Source organism: Olsenella profusa F0195 (genome assembly GCF_000468755.1).
In the GTDB taxonomy this organism is placed as follows: domain Bacteria; phylum Actinomycetota; class Coriobacteriia; order Coriobacteriales; family Atopobiaceae; genus Olsenella_F; species Olsenella_F profusa.
Genome location: NZ_AWEZ01000073.1, coordinates 65,846 through 87,134, shown reverse-complemented (window position 1 = coordinate 87,134; position 21,289 = coordinate 65,846). Strand labels below are relative to the sequence as shown.

The 21,289-nt window shown below is 64.7% G+C and carries 16 protein-coding genes and 1 tRNA gene; 7 read left to right on the top strand and 10 right to left on the bottom strand.

Annotation, left to right across the window (positions count from 1 at the left end; genetic code table 11):
* Positions 1–341 precede the first annotated feature (341 nt).
* Positions 342–1,436 carry a glycerol dehydrogenase gene (locus HMPREF1316_RS12615; protein WP_021727471.1) on the top strand — a complete coding sequence of 365 codons (1,095 nt, stop codon included), beginning with the start codon at positions 342–344 and terminating at the stop codon, positions 1,434–1,436.
* A 304-nt stretch (positions 1,437–1,740) separates the two neighbouring features.
* Here HMPREF1316_RS12615 and HMPREF1316_RS12610 read toward each other — a convergent pair whose 3' ends face one another.
* Together HMPREF1316_RS12610 and HMPREF1316_RS12605 are read right to left on the bottom strand one after the other, a co-directional pair.
* Positions 1,741–2,826, bottom strand: coding sequence for an IS110 family RNA-guided transposase (locus tag HMPREF1316_RS12610; protein ID WP_021727452.1), 1,086 nt, complete (start codon positions 2,824–2,826; stop codon positions 1,741–1,743).
* A 212-nt stretch (positions 2,827–3,038) separates the two neighbouring features.
* Positions 3,039–3,599, bottom strand: coding sequence for a nucleoside deaminase (locus HMPREF1316_RS12605; protein WP_021727361.1), 561 nt, complete (start codon positions 3,597–3,599; stop codon positions 3,039–3,041).
* 62 nt (positions 3,600–3,661) lie between these two features.
* Here HMPREF1316_RS12605 and HMPREF1316_RS12600 point away from each other — a divergent pair.
* From HMPREF1316_RS12600 to HMPREF1316_RS12575, 6 genes are all read left to right on the top strand, one after another.
* Positions 3,662–3,751, top strand: a tRNA-Ser gene (locus HMPREF1316_RS12600).
* 100 nt (positions 3,752–3,851) lie between these two features.
* Positions 3,852–4,403 (top strand): LemA family protein, encoded by a 552-nt coding sequence (locus HMPREF1316_RS12595; protein ID WP_021727429.1) that lies wholly within the window; start codon positions 3,852–3,854, stop codon positions 4,401–4,403.
* 424 nt (positions 4,404–4,827) lie between these two features.
* Positions 4,828–6,666 (top strand): magnesium transporter MgtE N-terminal domain-containing protein, encoded by a 1,839-nt coding sequence (locus tag HMPREF1316_RS12590; protein WP_021727366.1) that lies wholly within the window; start codon positions 4,828–4,830, stop codon positions 6,664–6,666.
* 1 nt (position 6,667) lies between these two features.
* Positions 6,668–7,903, top strand: coding sequence for an Nramp family divalent metal transporter (locus HMPREF1316_RS12585; RefSeq protein WP_021727436.1), 1,236 nt, complete (start codon positions 6,668–6,670; stop codon positions 7,901–7,903).
* A gap of 34 nt (positions 7,904–7,937) precedes the next feature.
* Complete coding sequence (locus tag HMPREF1316_RS12580) at positions 7,938–8,855, top strand: helix-turn-helix domain-containing protein (RefSeq protein ID WP_021727408.1); 918 nt, start codon at positions 7,938–7,940, stop codon at positions 8,853–8,855.
* 292 nt (positions 8,856–9,147) lie between these two features.
* Positions 9,148–10,800: an ATP-binding cassette domain-containing protein gene (locus tag HMPREF1316_RS12575; protein ID WP_021727442.1), complete on the top strand. Its 1,653-nt coding sequence runs from the start codon at positions 9,148–9,150 to the stop codon at positions 10,798–10,800.
* Here the strand turns inward: HMPREF1316_RS12575 and HMPREF1316_RS12570 are convergent.
* The 8 genes from HMPREF1316_RS12570 to HMPREF1316_RS12535 form a co-directional block, all read right to left on the bottom strand.
* Complete coding sequence (locus tag HMPREF1316_RS12570) at positions 10,769–11,485, bottom strand: PRC-barrel domain-containing protein (RefSeq protein WP_021727350.1); 717 nt, start codon at positions 11,483–11,485, stop codon at positions 10,769–10,771. The two genes, HMPREF1316_RS12575 and HMPREF1316_RS12570, sit on opposite strands and share 32 nt — an antisense overlap.
* A 20-nt stretch (positions 11,486–11,505) precedes the next feature.
* The gene (locus HMPREF1316_RS12565; protein ID WP_021727399.1) at positions 11,506–11,955 is read right to left on the bottom strand and encodes a YtxH domain-containing protein; all 450 of its coding nucleotides are present in this window, start codon (positions 11,953–11,955) and stop codon (positions 11,506–11,508) included.
* A gap of 70 nt (positions 11,956–12,025) precedes the next feature.
* Entirely contained in the window at positions 12,026–13,387 is a 1,362-nt protein-coding gene (locus HMPREF1316_RS13485) for a hypothetical protein (RefSeq protein WP_021727355.1), read from the bottom strand.
* A gap of 75 nt (positions 13,388–13,462) precedes the next feature.
* Complete coding sequence (locus tag HMPREF1316_RS12555) at positions 13,463–14,812, bottom strand: hemolysin family protein (RefSeq protein ID WP_021727409.1); 1,350 nt, start codon at positions 14,810–14,812, stop codon at positions 13,463–13,465.
* A 150-nt stretch (positions 14,813–14,962) separates the two neighbouring features.
* Positions 14,963–15,307 (bottom strand): hydrogenase maturation nickel metallochaperone HypA, encoded by a 345-nt coding sequence (locus tag HMPREF1316_RS12550; protein ID WP_021727446.1) that lies wholly within the window; start codon positions 15,305–15,307, stop codon positions 14,963–14,965.
* Positions 15,308–18,214: an FAD-dependent oxidoreductase gene (locus tag HMPREF1316_RS12545; protein WP_021727453.1), complete on the bottom strand. Its 2,907-nt coding sequence runs from the start codon at positions 18,212–18,214 to the stop codon at positions 15,308–15,310.
* A gap of 3 nt (positions 18,215–18,217) precedes the next feature.
* Complete coding sequence (hypB, locus tag HMPREF1316_RS12540; protein WP_021727414.1) at positions 18,218–18,889, bottom strand: hydrogenase nickel incorporation protein HypB; 672 nt, start codon at positions 18,887–18,889, stop codon at positions 18,218–18,220.
* Between the two features lie 288 nt (positions 18,890–19,177).
* Positions 19,178–21,253, bottom strand: a complete 2,076-nt coding sequence (locus tag HMPREF1316_RS12535; protein WP_021727353.1) for an elongation factor G — start codon at positions 21,251–21,253, stop codon at positions 19,178–19,180.
* Between the last annotated feature and the right edge of the window lie 36 nt (positions 21,254–21,289).

Genomic DNA, 21,289 nt, shown 5'->3' with positions numbered 1-21,289 from the left:
GAAACGTCTCCGAAACCGTCCGCACACAGGACGGAAAAGCCCACCATCTACGGCCGCAGCCACCTCATGGACGAACGACCCGCTCGGCCGGGCCCTCGCTAAGGCAGCACATGACACAAGCGCACGGCCCAAACATGTGGGGACGTCGCCAGACCCCGAACGCGCCATCCTCTGGGGCATACCGGAGACACGGCGGCCGGACTTCCCTGCCTTCCAGGCCAGCTTGCACAACATCCGGCGAATAGTCGCGGCTTGAGCGGCCGTGCCCTCACGGCACCCACATATACTCTGCAGTGTCTTTCACCGCCATGAGAAGCGGTGACTCCATGAGAGGAGCTGTCATGAAGCTGCTACGAGCGATGCGCGAACCCCTCAAGTACGTCCAGGGAAAGGGAGCCCTTCTCAGGTTCAAGGATGAGATGGGCTACATGGGCAGCCGATGGCTCTTTGTGTGCTCGAAAAGTGGCTACAAGGCGTGCCATGATCAGATCGAGGAGAGCTTTGCGGACTCCGATGACGTTCGCCAGTGGGAGATCTTCGGCGGCGTCTCAAGCAAGGGCGAAATCGCAAGGATGCGGGAGCTGGTCGAGGAGCACGAGATTGACACCGTCGTGGCGGCAGGAGGAGGCTCCGCGATCGACACGGCCAAGGCGACCGCCCACTACACGGGCACGCACATCGTCGCCATACCCACCGTCGCAGCCACAGACGCGCCCTGCACGGGCCTTTCGGTCATCTACAACGATGACGGCAGCTTTGACAAATACCTCTTCTATCCCACCAACCCCGATGCCGTTATGGTGGACAGCCAGGTCATTGCCAACGCGCCCGTCAGGTTCCTGATCGCTGGCATGGGGGATGCCCTCGGCACCTACTTCGAGGGACGCTCCTCCCTCCGCACCGAATCGCCCAGCCTGGAGGGAACCGGCATCACACGTGCCGGCATGGCCCTGGCGAAGCTTTGCTACGAGACGCTCCGTGACTATGGCTCCCAGGCAATCGTCGCCTGCGAGAACAACGTGGTCACGCCTGCCCTGGATGCCATCGTGGAGGCAAACGTCTACCTTTCTGGTGTCGGTGCCGACAACGTCAACTGTGCGGCTGCGCACTCGTTCTACAACGGCCTTACGGCGCTTGGCGGCCACAGCGCTCCGCATGGGTGCTGTGTCGCCTTTGGTACCCTGGTCCAACTGGTGCTCGAGGGGGCTCCGCAAGACGAGTTCGATGACGTCCAGGACTTCTGCCTGGAGGTTGGCCTTCCCGTCACACTCGAGCAGCTGGGCATCAGCTCCGATGACCAGGTGCACACCATTGCCAGGAACGCCTGCGTGCCGGGCGAGACCATCCACAACCTCGCTGGCGACGTCACACCCGACGAGCTCTACGCATCCATAGTTGCAGCCGACTCCATGGGCAAGAAGGCGCTGGGCGACTGATATGTAGATAGGTTTGTCAAGAGGGCAGGCAGGGCCAGCCTCCGATTTCTCGGGGGCCGGCCCTGCTCCTTCTATGGCCACCTCCCGTGCGGCGGCGCCCAGGGCGTGTCTGGTTCGACGCACGGCTGCAAGTCTGATATCCGCGTGTTGGCTAACGCATTCCGATGCTTCGGCTGGGGAGCTCCGCCTGTCTAGGGTCGCGCGTGGCGAGGCGGCTCGCCTCGCTGCGCATAGTCGCATCGCGGGGTGCCCCACGCGCCTCGGCCGCACCGGCGCGTGCGGGAGTGTGGTTGCTACGGTGCCGTCACCCCGCGAGCGCGAGCGCCCAGCAGAAGCCCGCCAGCTCGCGCGCCACGGCGACGTTGGTCACGTTGGCGCCCTTCCCCCTCGCCCTGAGGTCGAGGCATCTGTGGTGCAGCCGCCTGTTCGCCCGCGACGCGATGCCCGCGGCTCCGGCTGAGAGGCCGGACGAGGCCGCGGCGTCGGCCTCCGAGGCCGGCGACAGCGGTCGCGCGTGGTGCCAGGCGGCCTCGACGAGCAGCCTCCTGACGTGGGAGTTGCCAGTCTTGGTGATCCTGCCTCTCGAGACCGTCTCCCCGGAGGAGGACTCGGAGGGCACGAGACCCACGAAGGACATGAGTGCCCTCGGCGTGGCGAAGCGCGAGAAGCCGCCTATCTCGACGGCGATGCCGAAGGCGGTGACGGTGGAGACACCGCGCAGGGCGCAAAGCCTCGAGGTGACACCGGCGAGGTCGTCGGCGCGCGACCTCTCGGCGATGGCCGCGTCGAGACGCTCACGCCGCTCCTCGCACTCTCTGACCTGCGCGACGTACTCCTCGAGGACGAGCCGCTCGCAGGGGTCGGCCAGCTCTATCGAGCGCAGCCATTCCCTGTGCGCCCTGGTCCACGTGGACCTGCCCCTCGGCCACACGTGCCCCTTCCTGAGCAGGAACTTCGAGAGCTGGTGGCGCGCCCTCATCAGCGCCTCCCGGGCGTCCTCGCGGGCGCGGGAGAGGTCGCGGGCGGCCTCCATGGCGGGCGTCGGGGGCTCACACTCGACGAACTCGCCCACAGCCAGCAGCCTCGAGAGGAACAGGGCGTCCCTCCTGTCGGTCTTCACCCGCTCGCCGGACGGCCTCAGCATCCTGGTGACGGCGCCCACGTGGCAGGGAAGTCCCAGAGCCAGGAGCCTCCTCTGCAGGTCGAAGCCCGTCGGGCCGCTCTCGTAGAGGCAGCCCGCTGGTTGCGGCAGCGAGCGGGCCCACGCGGCGACGCCCTGCGGGTCGTAGCCGAACGTGCGCTGGGAGACCTCGCCCGTCTCGAAGACGAAGGCGGCGGCGCTGATGGAGCGGGCGTGCACGTCAAGGCCGATGCTGGTAGAGTACATCATGGTCGGGACCTCCTGTGAATGTGGCAAGCCGGATTCCTACAGGATCGAGCCTAACCCACGACGCCCCATGAGGGCCACTGCTTCACAGAGCGAGGTCCCGATCGCTCTACATATCGTCTAGGCCCATCGGAAGGACGCCGACGCTGCGGGGGCGACGCGCCCCAGCCATGCGCGCCGCCCCCCTCTCGCTCAACGCCTCTGCTCGATAGGAGCTACGCCGAGGCATGCCGACGGTGTCCCCGTCGACGGTCGCGGAAGAAGTCCTTCAGCAGGTGGGAGCATTCCTCCTCGAGCACACCCGCCCGCACGGGAAAGTTGTGATCGAGGCGCTCGTCCGCGCTCACGTCAAAGAGCGACCCAACCGCACCGCCCTTGGGGTCGCTCGCGCCATACACGCAGCCGTCGACTCGCGCGTTCACCATAAGACCCGCACACATGAGACAGGGTTCCAGCGTCACGTAGACCGTACAGCCCGAAAGCCGCCAGTGCCCAAGCTCGCAGGAGGCAAGCTCCATGGCAAGGAACTCGGCATGCGCCGCAGGATCCTCATCGAGCTCGCGGCGGTTATGCGCACTGGAGATGACCCGGGGCGCCGGTGCGTCCTCGCGTTCCATCCGTGACCTCTCTGAATCGATGTAAAGGGAGCTCGCCGGATCGCGTGTGGCGTCATAGACCACCACGGCCCCAACAGGAACTTCCCCCTCCTGTGCCGCCAGCCGGGCCTCGCGCAGTGCAAGGCGCATGAACCTCTCGTCATCACTTGCCCGAATCACACCGTCTCCCTCTCGCATGACAAAAAGATCACATGTTGTAGGATATATCTGCTCCATCACGCGGAGGGGTGGCAGAGTGGTCGATTGCAACGGTCTTGAAAACCGTCGAGCGGTAACCCGTTCCGAGGGTTCGAATCCCTCCCCCTCCGCCATTGGGCCTCCGCCCAGGTGGCATTTCTCCACAAGCGGGTATACTACAGCAAATCGAAGGGCTGCCCGCAGTGGTCAGGCAGACGAATGGAGGAACTGACTATGCCCATCCTTGGCATCATCGTCGTTGTCATCATTGTGCTCGCAGTGTGGTTCGTCTCGCTCTATAACGGCATCGTCACAAAGGACAATCGTTGCGACAACGCCTGGCAGACGATAGACGCACAGCTCCAGCGCCGCAACGACCTCATTCCCAACCTCGTTGAGACGGTCAAGGGATACGCCGCGCACGAGTCCGGCACGCTCGAGGCCGTCACGCAGGCTCGTGCAGCCGTCGCCAACGCCACCACGCCCGAGGCGAAGATGCAGGCCTCCAACGTGCTCACTGACACGCTCAAGTCGCTTTTTGCCGTGGCCGAGGCCTACCCCGAGCTCAAGGCCAACACAAACTTCCAGCAGCTCCAGGCCGACCTCACCGATACCGAGAATCGCATCGTATATGCGCGCCAGAGCTTCAATGACTGCGTGCTCACCTACAACAACGCCATCGAGACGTTCCCTGGCAACATCGTCGCGGGCAGCAGGTTCAAGACGCGTCAGGGCTTCGAGGTTGTCGACACGGCAGCGCGCCAGGCTCCCCAGGTGAAGTTCTAGCCTGCGGCAGCGTCCCTCTGCACCCCTGCTCTTCGAGTCGTTCGCATTCCTCCGCGCTCGTCGTGGGAGTCGTTCGCATATGCGCATGGCTCTCACATTGCATCGCCGCAGCTAGTGCTCTTGTTGTTTGTGATGCATCCTCGGCAAGGACATGATAATTTGCGAACGACTCATGCCGGTCGGGCGGCGCGTGGGGCATATGCCCTCCCGACGTGTACAATCTTCCGTTGGGGCATGGCGCATGCCTGAAAGGCTACGTCACCTCCCCCTGCAGCCAAGGAGAAAGGTCATCGATGAAACCCCGACCTCACAGTCGATGACCCCGCGGTGACGCGCCTTCCTTTGTCGGCCTCACCGCGGGGTACGCCCGGTGAATGCGGCGCGCCATGCCCATGACACGCGCCCGGCCCACAAAGGAGCCTGCATGATCTACCTTTCACAGCTCGTAGGAAACCCGGTGCTCGACGCCAAGGGCGAGCGCATCGGCAGAGTCAATGACCTGGGCATCGCCACGGGTGAGGTCTTCCCCCGCATCACCTCCCTTGCCGTCGAGGGTCCGGGTCGCACGCCGTTCATGATCAGCTGGCGCAAGTACGTCGACTCCTTTGACGAGAGCGAGATTCACCTCAAGGTGGTCTCCACGGACATTCGCTTCAGCTATCTGCAACCCGACGAGGTGCTTGTGGCCCGCGACCTGCTCAACAAGCAGATCGTGGACACGCGCGGCGCGCGCGTGGTGCGCGTGAACGACCTCAAGCTCTCGGACACCAACGCCAACCAGCTGCGTCTCCTTGGTGCCGAGGTGGGCATCCGCGGCCTGCTGCGCTCCCTCTCACCCGCACTGGAGCGTCTCGTGCTCCGCCTCGCCAGGTCCCTCGGCAGGGCCATTCCCGAACGCATCATCGCATGGAACTACATGGACCTCATCGACCGTGACCTCTCCAACGTGAAGCTCTCCGTGTCGCACAAGACGCTCGACGAGCTGCATCCCGCTGACATCGCCGACATCATCGAGAAGCTTGACCCGCGCCTGCGTGGCCAGGTGTTTGCCCAGCTCGATGAGGAGCAGGCGGCCGACGCCATCGCCGAGCTCGCCGATGACTCCATGGCGGCGGAGCTCATGGACGACATGAACGAGGACGCCGCCTCGCGCCTGCTCTCCGAGATGGACCCCGATGACGCCGCGGAGCTCGTGAGCGAGCTTGACTACGACAAGGCCGAGAAGCTCCTGCGCCTGATGGGTGTCAAGGAGCGCAAGGCCATCAACCAGCTGCTGGGCTATCGGGAGAACACGGCGGGCCGCATCATGACCTCCGAGGCCGTCTCGCTCCCCGAGCAGGCAACGGTGGCGGATGCCGTTGCCGCCATACGCAGCCTTGACGAGGACTTCGAGGCCGTCAACTACATCTACCTCAAGGACGACGAGGACCACCTCTCCGGCGTGGTGAGCCTGAGGAACCTCATCTCGCATGACGGGGACCTGCAACTCTCGTCCATCGCCCACGATGAGCTGGTGACCGCCGGGCCCGACGACGACCAGGAGGACGTGGCCAAGGACATCGCCAAGTACAACCTGCTGGCCATGCCCGTTGTGGACGATGCCCATCGTCTGCTGGGCATCGTCACCGTGGACGACGCGCTCGACGTCCTGGAGGAGGAACATGAGGAGGACCTGCAGATCGCCGGCGCGGGACATGGCGACAGTGACGGAAGCAAGGGATCCCATGACATCCTCTGGCTCTGCCGCAACGAACTGTGGTTCCTGTTCTGGATGATCGGCTTCTCCCTGCTTGCCGCACTCCTGGGGACGGGCATGCGCGGCGAGGTCATGGCTCTGGGCTTTGCCATGCCCGCTGCCATCGTGGCGGCCCTCGACTCCGCCACCTTCGTCACCAACTTCTTCATCGAGAATGACCCCGATGACGAGGACTCGCCCTCCGTCGCAGGCTTTACGGTCAAGGGCATCGGGTTGGGGCTGCTCTTTGCGGCCTTCATCGCCCTCGTCTCCACGGGCATCTTCGGCACGTTCTTTGCAGGCCCATTCAGTCGGGTGGCACGCGTGGGAGCCTACGGCTTCACAGCGGCGGCCGCGAGCGTCCTGCTCTCGTTTGTGCTTTGCCCCCTCTACCTCATCGTGCTGCGACGCAGGGAGAGTCGTGGCCGCGAGACCTCCGGTCTCGCGCTACAGGCTATCGCCATGGCGATAGCCGTGCTGGCGTTCGTTGGCATCGTGTCCGCCCTCATGAACGGCATGGGCGCATAGCATGGCCACGAAGAGGAGGACCGGCGCGCTCGCCATCCTGGCCGCCATGGGACCCGGCCTGCTCACCGCACTCGCGGGCAATGACGCGGGTGGCGTCGCAACCTACTCGACGGCCGGAGCGCAGTTTGGCTTTGGTATGCTCTGGACCGTTCCCGTGATGGGCGTGCTGCTCGTGGTGGTACAGGAGACGGCCGCCCGCATGGGGTGCGCCACGGGCAAGGGCTTCGCCTCGCTCATCCGGGAGCGCTTTGGCGTCCGCATCTCGGCCGTGGCCATGCTTGCGCTCATCGTGTCCAACTTCGCCGTCACGCTCTCGGAGTTTGCCGGCATCGCCAGCGGCATGGCGCTCTTCGGCGTGCCCGTGGTGGTGTCGGTTCCCGTGGCGGCCATTGCCACCTGGCTGCTCTCCATGAGTGGCTCGTACCACCGCATAGAGCGGATCCTGTTGACCATCAGCTGCGTGTTCGTGACGTATGTCATCGCCGGCGTCATATGTGGTCCCGATTGGGGTGACGCACTGCATGACACCCTCGTGCCACAGATATCCACGAACCCCAGTTACATCTCCCTGCTCGTGGCAAATGCCGGCACCACCATCTCGCCCTACATGATCTTCATGGTCGCGAGCAACGTGGTGGAGAAGAACCTGGACGAGACCGACATCCCCGGCCAGCGCGCCGACAACGTCACCGGCGTGATCGCTGCCGAGCTCATCACCTGGTTCATCATCCTCACCACGGGTGCGGTGCTCTACCCCGCGGGCGTGCAGGTGAACGATGCGGCCGATGCCGCCCAGGCGCTCGTGCCCTTGGCTGGTGAGTACAGCTCCGCCCTCTTCGCCGCAGGGCTCGTTGGGGCATCGTTCCTGGCGGCCTGCGTCATGCCCGGCATCACCGCCGGCGCCGTCTGCGAGGCCTTTGGCTGGGAGCGCGGTGCGGGCAGCGGATGGAGGGACGCGCCCGTCTACCACGGCACCATTGCGGCCATCACTGTCGCCAGCGCGGCCGTCGTGCTGATCCCTGGTGCCAGCCTCTTTGGCATCATGATGGTCTCGCAGGTCATCAATGGCGTGTTGCTCCCCGTTCTGCTGCTCTGCATGGTGTTCATCGCCAGCGACCACCACATCATGGGGCGTCACGCCAACGGGCGCATATGGAACGCACTCACCTGGTTTACCATCGTGGCGGTCGTCATCCTCACGGTGCTGATGTTCGCCTTCCAGGCGATGGGATTCTAACCTTGCACCTGAGGCATGGCGGGAGGCTTGCACCATGAGCCAACATGAGCTTGGCAGCCTGGTCCGGAGACTCCGCAAGGAGCATGGTCTCACGCAGGAACAGCTTGCGGAGGGGATCTGCTCCCCCGTCTCCATTTCGCGCATAGAGAGTGGCAGGCAGCGGCCCTCCAAGGCACTGCTTGATGCGCTCATGGACCGTTTGGGGCTGGATGGCTACCAGCTCTTCGAGAGCAGCGCGGGAAGCGCGAAACGGCAGGCCTTCGATCGGCTCAGCCAGGCGACATGGAACGCCATCAATCACCTTGACGCGGACAGGGGAAGGGTCCTGCTGAGCGACCTGCGCTCGTCGGCACGGGAGACGGGGTCGCCTGGGGAGCGACAAAGGGTGCTCGAGCTCGAGGCCGCGGCACTCATCAGGTCGCAGGACTCCCCAGAGGACTGCATGAGGGCACTTGAACTGCTGGAGCAGGGGCTCAGGCTCTCCCAGCCAGACATAGACGTGCATGACCTGGAAGTCAGGTTGCTCTCGTCGAGAGAGGCAGAGCTGCTGTCGCTCATGGTCGTGGCCCTGCACGGTGCGGGGCGCCCCATGGACGCCATCCGCCTTGGGGAGAGGACGCTCGCCGCCCTCAGGCGCCAGGGAGGTCTTGAGGGCAGGCAGCTCGTCCTGTGCCTCTCCCTCATGGTCAACCTGGCGAACATCCTTGAGGAGCTCGGACAGGCGAAGGAGGCGCGCACCTATCTTGATCTGGCAAGGGACACAAGCATCAAGGAGGATGAGCTGGGCCTCATGCCGTTCATCCTTGCCGGGACTGCCCGGCTGGAGTTTCGTGCCGGCGACACGACAGAGGCGGCATCGACGCTGAGGACGGTCGCCGCGTACCTCGACCTCTGCGAGATGCATGACTACGCGCATGCCATACGCGCGTGGATGCGACACCAGGGGAGCTGAGACCAGGGTTTCGGGCCCCACCACCACATAACATCTTGCGTAGGCTGAAACGTACACACTTCGTTATGGAGTGTCGTCAGCCCGCCTGCCATGATGTGCTCACCGACACAAGAAGGAGGTGGGCACATGAGCAGTCAGACGAAGGGACACGTGAGGCAGCGCGTGCACGCGGGTTTGGTCATCATCGTCGGGAACTGATGCCACAGGCACCGATGATTGGCAGCAACCTTATGCTGCCAATCATCGGCCCACCCTCGACATGGAGCATCACCTTGGAGGAAAGAGACCTATCATGCTGGGCATCTCATGGATCAAGAGCTACGCACGTACCGCACAGCTCGTCGTCTACCTGCTTGCCGACCTCATCCTCTCCATCCTGTTCATGGGCGTGGCGCTGCTGTTGAGCGCCCTTATCGATACGGTCTCCGCCTCCCTCGCGAGCGGGGACCTCTCGCCCGTTGTGAGCCTCACCCTCTTCTCCATCGCCTATTCTCTGGGTTTGGGCATCATGAGCCTTGCGGCGGGCATGATCAGGGCATCGATCGTCAGGGACGTCATGGTCGGGCTGCGTGGCGCGGGTGCGCGGGGCATGATGGCACGAACCGGCGCAGGTGCCCGTGACAGTGCGGAGCAGCTCACAGTACTCGGGCAGAACATGGAGACGCTCGAGCATGACTGGCTCATGGGCACGCTTGACGTAGTGGACTCCCTGTTCCAGATCGCCATAGGCGTCGCCCTCCTCGTATGGTTCAACCCTCTCATCGCGTGCGTCTCCCTGGTGGGCATGGCCCTGCCAACCGTGCTTCCCCGGCTCTTCGCCGGGCGCCTATCACATGCCCAGGGCCTGGTCATCAGGGGCACGAAATCCTACAACGGTTGCGTTCGCGATGCGGCACAGGGCAGGGAGGTGCTGTGGTCGTTTCGCGCGGAGCGCCCCATGACCGACAAGATTGACCGACAGGCGAGATTGCTGCAAGGGCACAAGGCGAGGTTGGCGAGGACCATGGCGTGCGTCAGCGGCATGGCCAGCGCCACCGGCACGATCATGCAGTTTGCCATCATGGGCCTCACGGGCGTCTTCGCCGTATGGGGTCTGGTAAGCATAGGTAGCGTCATTGCCGTGACGCAGCTCTCCGGAAGCGTCATCGCCCCCGCATCCGAGCTGTCGGGCAAACTGGGAAAGATCAGGGCCTGCTCCCCCCTCCTCGAGGGCATGGGGGAGCTCGAACAGGTGGCGCACGAACATCCGCAAGCGGTACGCTGCGGCATCACGCAGTCGCTCGCGCTGGACAACGTGAGCTTCTCGTATGGGAGTGGGGAACGGACCGTCATCAGCGGTTGCTCCATGCGCTTTGAGGTAGGAAGGAAGTATGTCATCATCGGTCAGAGCGGCTGCGGCAAAAGCACGATGCTTGGGCTGCTGTCGGGCAGGCTCACCCCATCCTCGGGAACGGTGCTGGTTGACGGCAAGGGTGGCACGGCACCGGATGCCGCCTTCATCCATCAGAACGTGTTTCTCTTTGACGACTCACTGCGCGAGAACATCTGTCTGGGGGCGAGCTTTCCCGACGGGCGGGTGGACAAGGCCGTGCGACTCGCGGGCCTTGAGGGTGTGGTGTCCGCACTCCTAGAGGGACTCGACACCCCCATACAGGAGAATGGCTCCAGGCTCTCGGGAGGAGAGCGCCAGCGTGTGGCCATCGCTCGGGCCTTGTTGCATGGCAAGCGACTGCTCCTCGTGGACGAAGCGACGTCCGCACTCGATCGGGCGACCGCCGCTCAGATAGAGGATGTGCTGCTCTCGCTCAAGGGGGTGACCGTCATCGCGGTCACGCATCATCTGGACGGCTCACACGCACGACGCTACGACGCCGTACTGTCCCTCCAGAGCGGAAGGCTTCAGGTGTGCGGCCCTAGCGACTTGCCCTCCTGTACTCGTCCATGAACGACCCAAACATGCCCTTCGTCTTCCCCAGCTGCCTGCCCAGCGCCTTTGACCCCTTGTCCACGGCCCGTGAGGCCACATCATCGGCCCTCTTGGCGGTCTGTGCCCCCTGAGCCTTGGCCTTGGCGTAGGCGGTGCCCGCCTTGCCGGCGACCCCTCCCGACGGCCTGTGGTCCCGAGCCTTGTTGGCGACCACCATCATGCCGTCGCCATAGCCCCTGACCTGTGCCGCGGGGATGCGCACGGTGCCCACGAGCGACTCGGCAACGCCTCCGTCACCCACGCAGAACAGGGAGACCTTGCCCGTGGCAGGGTCAAACTCGGCGTCGCTCACATGGCCAAGCGTGCCCCCATCCACGGTGACGGCATCCATGCCCTCCCACATGAGGCAGCGATCCCAGTCGATGCCCAGGCGCCTGCGGGCGGTGTCATCAATGGCCCCCCTCTCGTCGGAGACCTGAAAGCCATCCTCCGCCTTGGAAAGGCTGTCAAGCGCCACGAACACGTCGGGTCGCCTGACCATGCCCATGACATCGGGACGCCGTATCAGGAATCCCACCACCGTGTCACCCTTCGGTGAGAACACCGTCATATGCAAGCGGCCAAGCCTCTTGAGCTTGGCCTTGCCACCCTTGCCCTTGGGGACAAAGGCCTTCTGTCGGATGTAGTCGCTCAGATGCGCCATGTGCGTTGCCGTACCCTCGGCTACTCCTGTCCCTCCTCGGCAGGGTCCGAATCCACGATCTCGACATGGACCGACTCGGCCTTCTGGGTCCCAGCCTCGTCCGCCACGGCGCTCACCTTGTCCGCCACGGTGTTAACGGCATCCTGTACCTGCTCCGTGGTGGTGTTGACGGCGTCAGAGAGCGAGCTGCGCAGCTGATCCATGCGCTCTCGTGCCAGGTCGACCTTCGCGCGCAGCTCATCGGTGGTCGCATCAGCCACGGGGCGGACGCTGTTGATCTTCTCGCTTACGATGCGCGTGCCGCGCTCATAGGAGTCAACGGCACTGTCCCAGGCATCGTTGACGGCATCCGCTGCCATGGCACGGCTCTCCGCACCCGTACGAGGGGCAACGAGAAGGCCGACGGCAACGCCGGCCGCGGCTCCAAAGATGCTACCCAACACAAAACCAAGTGCTTCCTTAGTGCTCATGACATCCTCCTATCGCTCCTGGCAACCAACCAGGACGGCTGACGAACCCGCGCCATGCGGCGTGCCATGCCTAGCGTACTCTATGTGGACCTGGGATGTGCTCGTCATCCTCCCAGGAATGGGAGGGCTCCGGACGCACCGGCCCCGGGCGGGGGTCCTGGATGGGTTCCTCATCCGGCTCGGGGTAGTCGTACTCGTCATCGTAGTCCTCTTCCCCAGGCTCCTCTTCCGGCTCGGGGAACTCATAGTCGTCATCCGCGAGGGGTCCCGGGATGTCCGCCACAGGCGCCGGCTCGACAGGTTGCGGGGGAGCCTCCTCCTCGGGCACATCCGCGTCGTGGGGGCAGGCGTACGCGACGGTCTCGTCGGGGACGACGGACTCGACCTTGGGCTGGGAGCGAAAGAGGCTGCTCAGCTGAGCGGCAAAGTTCTCGCTCTCATCCTGGGAGGAGGCGTCGCTGGCCGCAGGCGACTGCGACTCCGGCTCCTCTCCGGCAGACGGTGCGGGTTCGGGCTCCCTCTCAGGCTCTGGCTCCTGCTCGATGCGGGCGGGTTCCGGCGCCTCGGTGGGCTCGGGCCCAGGCACGGACTCCATCGAGTCCTCCGCCTCTGGGACAGGGGTGGCGGCGGTGGGGGCGCCATCCTCGGCGGCCGCCTGACGCCGAGCCTTCTGGGCTCGGTCGTACGCCTCGAGGTCAACCGCCCATGAGGGCCGCCGTGCCCGGCGGGCGGCCTCCTCGGCCTCCTTGCGGGCGCGCTCCTCCTCTTCGCGGCGCTGGCGCTCCTCTTCGGCGAGCCTCTCCGCCTCGGCCCGCACCTCCGCACGCCGGGCGGCTATCTCCGCCTCGCGCGCCTCGATCTGCGCCTGGCGCTCGCGGTACCTCTCCTCGTACGCAGCATTGAGCTCGGCCTGCAGCTGCTCCTCGACCTGCTGCTGGTACGTCATGGCATGAACCTCGCCGATGTGCTGCACCATGTTGGTGAGTCCCGCCACGATGGCCTCGACGTCGGGCTCGGGCTCGCCACCGCCACCATAGGCCCAGTTGGCAATCCACACGGCACTGGACAGCGCGCCCATCACCAGCACGTCGTCGGGGCAGGAGACCTCGATGTCGTAGCTGCGCCCGTCGTCCTCCACGGGGAAGGTGCGACCCGAGGTGACCTCGCCGGACTCGCTTGACTGCGAGAGCAGCTCGACCACCATATGCTCGAGCAGGTGGGGTATCTCGGTGTCACCCATCACGTCCTTGAAGGTATCGTTCGCGTCCCCCAGGCACACATGCTCGACGATGTGCGGCATGAGATAGTAGATGCGCGTGGTGGCAACAAGGTCCTCGCTGGTCATGAGGGGTGCGTCGTCACTCAGGCGAACGCGCGCCCTGAGGTTGGTGAGCCCAACCTCGACCCTCTTGATTTCGATGAGCTGCGCCATGGGGCAAACCTTCCCTTGCAACGTATACATGCCCTGCATTGTACCAGTGCCACGCCGCAGGCGTAGCCTGGTGCGCTAACCGTCGCCCTGCTCCTCGGGGGAGGCGCCGTCATCCCGCTCGGCGTCCCCCGCCTCGAGGGACTGCTCGGGAGCCGTCACGCGCAGCAGCGACACGCGTCTGCCGCGCATGGACTGCACGTGGAATACATAGCCGTCCACATTGAACTCCTCGCCGGGCCTGGGCAGGCCGTCGGCGACGTCCAACACGAAGCCCGCAATGGTCTCGTACTCCTCGGAGTCCTGGATGGGCCACCCCAACTCGATGGCATCGTCTATGGAGAAGCGTCCGTCCACGAGCCACTCGCGATCCGAGAGGCGTGTCAGGTACTTGTTGTCGGGATCGAACTCATCCTCGATCTCACCCACGACCTCCTCAACGATGTCCTCAATCGTGATGACACCGGCCGTACCACCGTATTCGTCCACCACGATGACCATCTGGTCGTGCGCGCCACGCATCTCGGAGAGCAGAGGGATGATGTCCTTGGTGTCGGGCACGAAGTCGGGCTTGCGCACGTACGTGCGGATGTCCTCGCCTGCCGCATGATCGTCAAGGACGGGGCCAATGAGGTCCTTGATGTGGGCGATGCCCACGATGCGGTCGAGATCCTCATGGTAGATGGGGATGCGCGAGTAGCCCGTGCGACGCATGACGTCGAGCACGTCGCCCAGCGTGGAGTCGTCCTCCATGAAGGTCACGTCCACGCGCGGCACCATGACCTCGCGAGCGTTGGTGTCACCGAGGTCGATGACCTCGTGAATCATGGACTTCTCCTCGTCGGAGAGTTCGTCGGAGTCCGTCACCATGTAGCGGATCTCGTCCTCGGAGACGTCCTGGCGATCGTCCGTGCTCTTCACGTGCAGCAGGCAGGCAAGACCGTCTGCGCTGGCGGCCGTAAGCGCCACCAGCGGGCGAACCAGATGCGAAAAGCCACTGATGGCCTCCACCACACGCTTGGCCATGCCCTCGGCATCGGCCATGGCCATGCGCTTGGGCACGAGCTCTCCCACCACGATGGAGAAGTACGAGACGACGAGCGTGATGATGACCGTGGCCAGACCCGTGGCGATGCTCTCGTCGACACCCAACGACGCAAACCAAGCCCCGAACGGCGCAGAGAGGCTGGTCGCCGCAAAGGCGGAGCTAAAGAAGCCCAAAAGCGTGATGCCCACCTGAATGGCGGCGAGGAAGCGGTCGGGATTCTCGACGACGGCTGAGGCAGCTGCGGCACGACGGTCACCCTCCTCGGCGTCGTGATCGAGCAGCACCTTGCGTGCCGTGGAGAGGGCCATCTCGGACATCGAGAAGTAGCCGTTTGCGATGGTGAGCAGTACGGTGACCGTAATGGAGAGGGCTATGTCCATGCGCGTGTGCGCAACCTCCTGAACTGGCAGACAGAAGTCTTGGCTTTCGATTTTAGCAAAGTATGCCCACGGACGTCTTTCGGGGACGCGGGCAGCGAGGCTCGCCCATGCCTGTTGGCGATTGCATCGCACATGCACGCGGAGCAGTCGCTACACTGCCTGGATGTCCTTCACCATCACGTCGCGGCCGGTCACGAGGTAGGTGTTGTGGCCTCCGCAGACAGGACAGGCCTTCCCGTACTCCGTCGTTCGGTAGGTCTTCTTGCAGTCTCGGCAGTACGAAATGCCTGCCACGATGATCATGTTGAGCTCGCACTCGCGCATGTGCTCCGTGCGGAGCTTCGCCCACTCGAAGCAGTCGCGAAAGTAGCTGGGTACGATGGTGCTGACCTCGCCCACCTCGAGGTCAACGCGCACCACCTTGCTCACGCCGTTCTTGCGGGCGGCCTCTTCGACCATATCGATCACGTGCACGACAATGCCTAGCTCGTGCATCTACGCGTTCTCCCTGCGCGTCTCGTCGCTTGCGTTGCCTGTGTAGGGGTGCGTGCGCTCGAACTCCCTGTGGGTGCGATCGTACTCGCGGCGCTTCTCGCGCATGATCTTGGCCTCCTCGGAGCCAGAGTTGGCAACGATCCTTATGGCACGCTTGATTGCATAGGAAGCAAGCCCAGCCACCTTGTCCTCTGCCGCACGCATGTCGGACATCTCGGGATGGTCACGGTAGATGTGGATGGCGTCAAACTTGCAGCGTGTCGTACAGATGCCGCAGCCGATGCACTTGTTGAGGTCGACAACCGAGAGGCCGCAGTTCAGGCAACGCCTGGTCTCTGTAGCCACCTGCTCGGCCGTGAGCGTGCGGTGCGTGTCGCGGAAGCGATCGGCACCCTCGAGGTCCATGCCCTCCTCCTGGCGCCCGGCGTTGTCGTAGGAGTCGATGAGAAGGTCATCCTTGTCAAACTCAAGGTAGTCGTGACGGTCACGACCGATGGTCATGCTCGCGCCGGCCTGTACGCGACGGTGAAGCGACTCGGCCGCATAGTGACCGGCGGCAATGGCGTCAATCACAAACTTGGGGCCCGTGAGGGCGTCGCCACCCACAAGGATGTCGGGGTCGGCCGTCTGGAAGGTGAGGGCGTCTGCCTGCGGATAGTTGCCGTGGTGGAAGGTGACGGAGCGCCCGTCGAGAAGACCGCCCCACTCGATGGCCTGGCCGATGGCGAAGACCACCTGGTCGCAGGCCACGGCCATGGTCTCGTCCTCGTCATAGAGCGGCGAAAAGCGCTTGGTCTTGGGGTCGATGACCTGCGTGCAGCGCTTGAAGATGACGCCCGTGACGCGTCCGTCCTCATCGGTCAGGACCTCCTTGGGCCCCCAGCCGTTCTGGACGCAGACGCCGTCCTCGAGGGTCTCGACGATCTCGGCGTTGGTTGCGGGCATCTCGTCTCGCTGCTCGAGCGAGACCATCGTGACGATGCCGGCGCCGCGGCGCTTGGCGTTCATGGCACAGTCCACGGCCACGTTACCGCCACCGACGACCACGACGTCGCCTGCCAGCGCAGGGTTGCCCTTGGACATGGAGTCCTCAAGGTAGTGCACGGCCACGTCGGTGCCCTCTGCGGTGTCACCGGGGACGCCGGGACGCCTGCCGCCCTGGCAGCCAACGGCCACGAAGAAGGCCTCGAAGCCCTGCTCGCGCAGCTGGCCGAGCGTGATGTCGCGGCCCACCTCGACACCGCAGCGGATCTCGACGCCCAGGCTCTTGATGATCTCGGCCTCGGCGAGAAGCACGTCCTTCTCGAGCTTATAGGAGGGAATCCCGTACATCATCATGCCGCCGGGCTGCTCGTGCCTCTCGAACACGACAGGAGAGTAACCGAGAAGTGCAAGGTAGTAAGCGCAGGAGAGGCCTGCGGGACCGGCACCGATGATGGCGATCCTCTGGTCGAAGCGGCCGTGGAGGGAAGGCACCGCGCGGCCCGGAACGGCGTGCTCCGCCTGCGCGAGGTCGTAGTCGGCCACGAACTTCTTGACCGCATCGATGGAGACGGGCTCGTCGATGGTGCCGCGCGTGCAGGCGTCCTCGCAGCGCTTGTTGCAGATGCGGCCGCACACGGCGGGGAATGGGTTCATCGTGCGGATAAGCTCGACGGCCTCCTGGTACTTGCCCTCCTTGGCCTTCTGGAGATAGGCCTGCACGGGAACGTGCGCCGGGCAGGCTGCCTTGCAGGGAGCGGAGCCTGTGGGCCAGGTGTTGTGCATGCGGGCGGTGTCGCGGTAGTTCTCGTCCCAGGCGTACTTGCCCCAGCGGATGGCGTCGGGAAGGATGGCGCGCGGATACTTGGGCTGCTCGCCGTTGGCACGGCAGAGCCTCTGGCCAAGCTTCACGGCGCCTGCGGGGCAGGACTCCACGCACAGGCCACAGGCAACGCAGTTCTCAGGTGTCACCCTGGCGGTGTAGGAGCTGCGCGAGAGGTTGGGCGTGTTGAAGAGCATGCTCGTGCGCAGGGCGTTGCAGATCTTCACGTCGCAGTTGCAGATGTCGAAGATCTTGTCCTCCCCGTCGATGTTGGTGATCTGGTGGACAAAGCCGTTGTCCTCGGCGCGCTTGAGGATCTCGAGCGCCTCATCGGTCGTGATGTAGTGGGCGCGGCCCGTCTCAACGGTGTAGTCGGCCATGTCGCCCACCTGAATGCACCAGTCGTCAGGGTCATCGGCGCAGCCCTCGCCCAGCTTGGTGCGCGAGTAGCGGCAGGAGCAAATGCCAGCCGCGATGTGCCCCTCGTACTTCTTGAGCCAATGGGAGATGCGCTCAACCTTGATGGCCTCGTTCTGGAAGTTGACGGCCTCCTCGACGGGGATGACGTGCATGCCGATGCCGTCGCCGCCGGGCGGGACCATCTGGGTGACGCCCGCAAGCGGAATGAAGGTCATGCGCTCGAAGAAGCTTGCCACTGCGGGATTCTTGTCGACGCGGTCCTTGCTCGAGTTGAAGAGCTCGGCCGAGCCCGGCACGAAGAACGGCAGGCGCCAGCGCTTGGTGCGCGGTGCGTCTGCGACGGGGCCGTCATCGTTGTAATGGTCACCGTAGTCGTACTCGATGATGCCAACGACGCTCATCTGGTCGAGAAGCTCCTGCAGGTGCGCAGGCTCGATCTGGGGAGCGAGGGCCATCATGCCGTCAAAGTCGTAGAACTGGCGGAGCTTCATGCGGTTGGCGAGGTCGACCATCTCATCCGTGAGGACCTCCTTGAGGCCCCAGTACTCTGGGTCATCGGTCTTCACGCCACCGATCTTGTGCTTGACGACGTCAGTGACCTTGCGGCCGAGCTTGGCCACGGCTGCATTGCGCCCTGCCTCGCTCTGGTAGGTGGAGCGGGGCTGCTCAAACTGTTCCGGCATCCTCTACGCCCTCCAGAGGTCGACTTCGTGACGAACCCAATCGGCAAGCTGGTCCATGCCCTCACCCGTCTTGGCTGAAATCTTGATGAGCTGGCAGTTGGGGTTGCGCTGGCGGAGGTGGACCTCGAACACATCGAGGCCGAAGTCGAAGTAGGGCAGCACGTCGATCTTGTTGAGGAGGACGATGTCGGCCCTCTCGAACATGAGGGGGTACTTGAGCGGCTTGTCGTCTCCCTCGGGAACGGAGAGGATCACGGCATTCTTGGAGGCCCCGGTGTCGAACTCGGCGGGGCATACAAGGTTGCCGACGTTTTCAAGAAAGACAAGGTCAAGGCCTGTAGCGTCAAGTGAATCGATGCCCGTGCGCGTCATGCCGGCGTCGAGGTGGCACATGCCGCCCGTGTGAAGCTGGATGGCGCGGGCGCCCGTCTGCGAGATGATGCGGTCGGTGTCCACGGCACCGTCGATGTCGGCCTCCATGACACCTATACGATAGTCGTCCTTGAGAAGGTTGATGAGGCGCGCAAGCGTGGCGGTCTTGCCGGATCCGGGCGAGCTCATCACGTTGAGGAGGAACTGCCCGCGAGACCTGAGGTCCTCACGCACGCGGTCCGCCTCGGCGTCATTGTCGGCGAAGACGCTCTCCTTGAGCTCGATTACCCTGACTTCTTCCATGCGCTTCCCCTCCCGTGCGCTCCTGGCACGCAGGGCAACCCCCCACGACCCCGTACCGTGGGGCACCGGACGCATCCCCTTTGGACGCACCTGCGCCCACCCCGTGCCGTCTCCCTCACAGCTGAACATACCCTAACAGGCGTGCGTGGAAAGACGGATGCCGCTGGGGAGGGTTTCGCCTGTACGGCGGCGCGGCGCCTCCAGCCGGCCAGAGATAGTGCCCTCACAACAGGGGTCTCTTGCCGTGAGGGCAGGAGCACTCGAGGCGCAACAGGCAGTTCGGTCGGTCTACCTGCCCCCTGCCCGCTTTTGCTCGTACTCGGCCGCCAGCCTCTCCTGTACATCGTGCGGCACCTGCTCGTAGCCGGAGAGCTCGAGCGTGAACTCACCGGTACCGCGCGAGAGCGATCGAAGGCGCGTGGCGTAGTCCGTGACCTCGGCGTAGGGGATCGTCGCCTCTATGGTGGTCGATCCCGCCAAGGCACCCTTGTCGGACGCGGCGTTCATGCCCTCGATGCGGCCGCGCGATGCGGAGACGTCGCCCATCACGGAGCCGGCATAGCTGTCGGGCACGGTGATAGAGAGGTGTGCCATGGGCTCCAGCAGCACGGGCTCCGCCTGTGCCACGGCCTTCTGGAAGCCGATGCGCGCCGCCGTCTTGAAGGCCATCTCGTTGGAGTCCACCGGGTGGTACGAGCCGTCATACACGGCGACCTTGACATCGATCATGGGATAGCCCGCAAGCACGCCGTCGGCCATGGTCTCCTGCACGCCCTTGTCGATGGCCGGGATGAAGTTGCGCGGGACATGGCCGCCCACGACCTCGTCCACGAACTCATAGCCGGCCCCGGGGTTGGGCTCCACACGCAGCCAGCAGTCGCCATACTGGCCGGCACCACCGGTCTGCTTCTTGTGGCGGCCCTGCGCGCTGGCCACGCGACGGATGGTCTCACGATAGGGAATCCGCAGCCTGACGGTGTGCGCGGAGGTCCCCGTCCGCTCCTCCAGGCGATCGAGCAGGACGCTCACCTGCGCCTCGCCGATGGCGGAGACAACCGTCTGACCGGTGTCCTCGTCACGGGCCACGGAGAGCGTGGGATCGGCCTCGGCGCTCCTCTCCAGGAAGGCATAGACCTTGCCCTCGCTGCCGCGTTCGTCCGGCTCGATGGCCACGCGGTAGAGCGAGTTGGGGAAGCGGAAGGCCGCTGCCTCCACCTTTCCTGTCACCGAGAGCGTATCACCCGTGAGCGCCTCGAGCTTGGGCACCACGCAGACGTCGCCCGCGGCCACCTGCTTGAGGTCGACGGTCTCGCGTCCCGTCATCCGATAGAGGTGGCCGAGACGCTCCGTCTTGCGCGTGCGGGCGCAGGTGAGCTCCGTTCCAGGGGTGATGGTACCTGCCAGCACCTTGATGAAGGAGAGTTTGCCGTTCTGCTGATCCTGCAGGCTCTTGAACACGAAGGCCACGGGACGATCGTCATCCGGGGAGATCTCCAGCTCCTCGCCGTTCACGAGCGGCACGCGGCCATAGTCGGCCATCGTGGGGAACCACTCCGCCACATCCTCGAGCAGCGAGATGACGCCCTCCTCACGCACGCAGGAACCGGCGAACACGGGCACGAACACGCGCTGCATGAGGGCCTGGGCAAGCAGGCCCTCGAGTTCCTCAGGCGTAATGGGCTGGCCATCCAGGTACTTCATCATGAGGTCGTCATCGGCCTCCACGACAAGCTCGACGAGCTGGTCATGGGCCTGACGTGCGGCATCCGCATACTCGGCGGGCACGTTCGTCGTCTCCACCTTCCCGTCCCTGAGCGTGCGGGCCTTCTGGTGCACCACGTCGACGACGCCGGAGAACGCCTCGCCCGACCCCATGGGGATGGTGACGGCGGCAAGGCGATTGCCATAGCGCTCCTGAGCCGCAAGCAGGGCGGTGTCCCAATCCGCGTCGGGTCGGTCGAGGCGGTTGATGAAGAGGGCACGCGCCAGCGAGAAATCCTCGGCCGCATACCACAGGCGCGTGGTGATGGCACCGGGACCAGCGGCGGCATCGATGACGAACAGGGCGGTCTCGGCTGCGGCGAGGGCACCGTAGGCATCGCCCACGAAGTCGGGATAGCACGGGGCATCCAGCACGTTGATGCGGCAGCCCCCGTATTCGACGGGCGCGATGGTGGTGGAGATGGAGAAGCCGCGAGCGCCCTCCTCGGCATCGTAGTCAAGCGTGGGCTTGGTGCCGGCGTGACCGCCCAGACGGGACGTCTTGCCCGTGAGGTGCAGCATGGCCTCGGCCAGCATGGTCTTGCCCACGCCACCTTGGCCCACGAGTGCGAGGTTCTTTACCTTTCCAGTGCCTGTAGCCATGATCCCTCCTCGGATCGCACTGCAGGGTGACGGCGC

What these genes read in the sequence shown, in the direction of transcription:
- HMPREF1316_RS12615 (WP_021727471.1), top strand. Translation starts at nt 342, where the DNA reads ATGAAGCTGCTACGAGCGATGCGCGAACCCCTCAAGTACGTCCAGGGA.
- HMPREF1316_RS12610 (WP_021727452.1), bottom strand. Translation starts at nt 2,826, where the DNA reads ATGATGTACTCTACCAGCATCGGCCTTGACGTGCACGCCCGCTCCATC.
- HMPREF1316_RS12595 (WP_021727429.1), top strand. Translation starts at nt 3,852, where the DNA reads ATGCCCATCCTTGGCATCATCGTCGTTGTCATCATTGTGCTCGCAGTG.
- HMPREF1316_RS12590 (WP_021727366.1), top strand. Translation starts at nt 4,828, where the DNA reads ATGATCTACCTTTCACAGCTCGTAGGAAACCCGGTGCTCGACGCCAAG.
- HMPREF1316_RS12585 (WP_021727436.1), top strand. Translation starts at nt 6,668, where the DNA reads ATGGCCACGAAGAGGAGGACCGGCGCGCTCGCCATCCTGGCCGCCATG.
- HMPREF1316_RS12580 (WP_021727408.1), top strand. Translation starts at nt 7,938, where the DNA reads ATGAGCCAACATGAGCTTGGCAGCCTGGTCCGGAGACTCCGCAAGGAG.
- HMPREF1316_RS12575 (WP_021727442.1), top strand. Translation starts at nt 9,148, where the DNA reads ATGCTGGGCATCTCATGGATCAAGAGCTACGCACGTACCGCACAGCTC.
- HMPREF1316_RS12570 (WP_021727350.1), bottom strand. Translation starts at nt 11,485, where the DNA reads ATGGCGCATCTGAGCGACTACATCCGACAGAAGGCCTTTGTCCCCAAG.
- HMPREF1316_RS12565 (WP_021727399.1), bottom strand. Translation starts at nt 11,955, where the DNA reads ATGAGCACTAAGGAAGCACTTGGTTTTGTGTTGGGTAGCATCTTTGGA.
- HMPREF1316_RS13485 (WP_021727355.1), bottom strand. Translation starts at nt 13,387, where the DNA reads ATGGCGCAGCTCATCGAAATCAAGAGGGTCGAGGTTGGGCTCACCAAC.
- HMPREF1316_RS12555 (WP_021727409.1), bottom strand. Translation starts at nt 14,812, where the DNA reads ATGGACATAGCCCTCTCCATTACGGTCACCGTACTGCTCACCATCGCA.
- HMPREF1316_RS12550 (WP_021727446.1), bottom strand. Translation starts at nt 15,307, where the DNA reads ATGCACGAGCTAGGCATTGTCGTGCACGTGATCGATATGGTCGAAGAG.
- HMPREF1316_RS12545 (WP_021727453.1), bottom strand. Translation starts at nt 18,214, where the DNA reads ATGCCGGAACAGTTTGAGCAGCCCCGCTCCACCTACCAGAGCGAGGCA.
- hypB (WP_021727414.1), bottom strand. Translation starts at nt 18,889, where the DNA reads ATGGAAGAAGTCAGGGTAATCGAGCTCAAGGAGAGCGTCTTCGCCGAC.
- HMPREF1316_RS12535 (WP_021727353.1), bottom strand. Translation starts at nt 21,253, where the DNA reads ATGGCTACAGGCACTGGAAAGGTAAAGAACCTCGCACTCGTGGGCCAA.